1 protein-coding gene is annotated in these 688 nt (G+C 48.5%); it reads right to left on the reverse strand.

All coding sequences use genetic code 11. The features are described 5' to 3' along the window. Positions 1 to 688 (reverse strand): PfkB family carbohydrate kinase (locus tag R7Z77_RS25765; RefSeq protein WP_318137099.1); only part of this gene is annotated, 688 nt, incomplete at both ends.

Consider the following 688-nt stretch of genomic DNA (forward strand, 5'->3'; position numbering starts at 1 on the left):
GAAGGATTTACCTGCCGCAACCGACGCTGCAAGTACAGAAATCACCGTGTCGCCAGCACCTGTTACGTCGTAGACTTCTTTTGCTTGCGTTGGTAGATGGAATGGCTCTTGGCCGCGACGAATCAACGTCATACCGTGCTCACTACGTGTTACCAATAGCGCTTCAAAATCAAACTCTTCAACAAGTGCCAGAGCTTTCTCTACCAGCTCTTGATCCGATTTCACTTTACCGACCACATCTTCAAACTCTTTCATGTTTGGTGTCAGTAGAGTTGCACCGCGGTAACGTTCAAAGTCCGCACCTTTAGGATCAATGAAAACAGGAATATTCGCTGCTCGCGCTTTCTGAATGTACGCTTGAACGTGCTCTAGAGAGCCTTTTGCGTAGTCAGACATGATCACCGCTTTCACGTTTGGTAGCGCTGCATCCATACGAGACAGAACCGGGGTCGCGTCGGCGTTCTCAAACTTATCTTCGAAGTCAAGACGGATAAGTTGCTGGCCACGGCTCATAACGCGTAATTTAGTAATGGTTGGATAATCAGGCAACGCAACAAAATCACACTTCACGTTCAATGCGCTGAGTGTTTCCGTTAGCACTTTTGCAGGCTCATCTTCACCAGTCAGACCAACAATGTGAGCATGACCACCTAGTGACGCGATGTTCATCGCAACGTTCGCAGCACCA

The organism is Vibrio sp. 1401 (assembly GCF_033340295.1).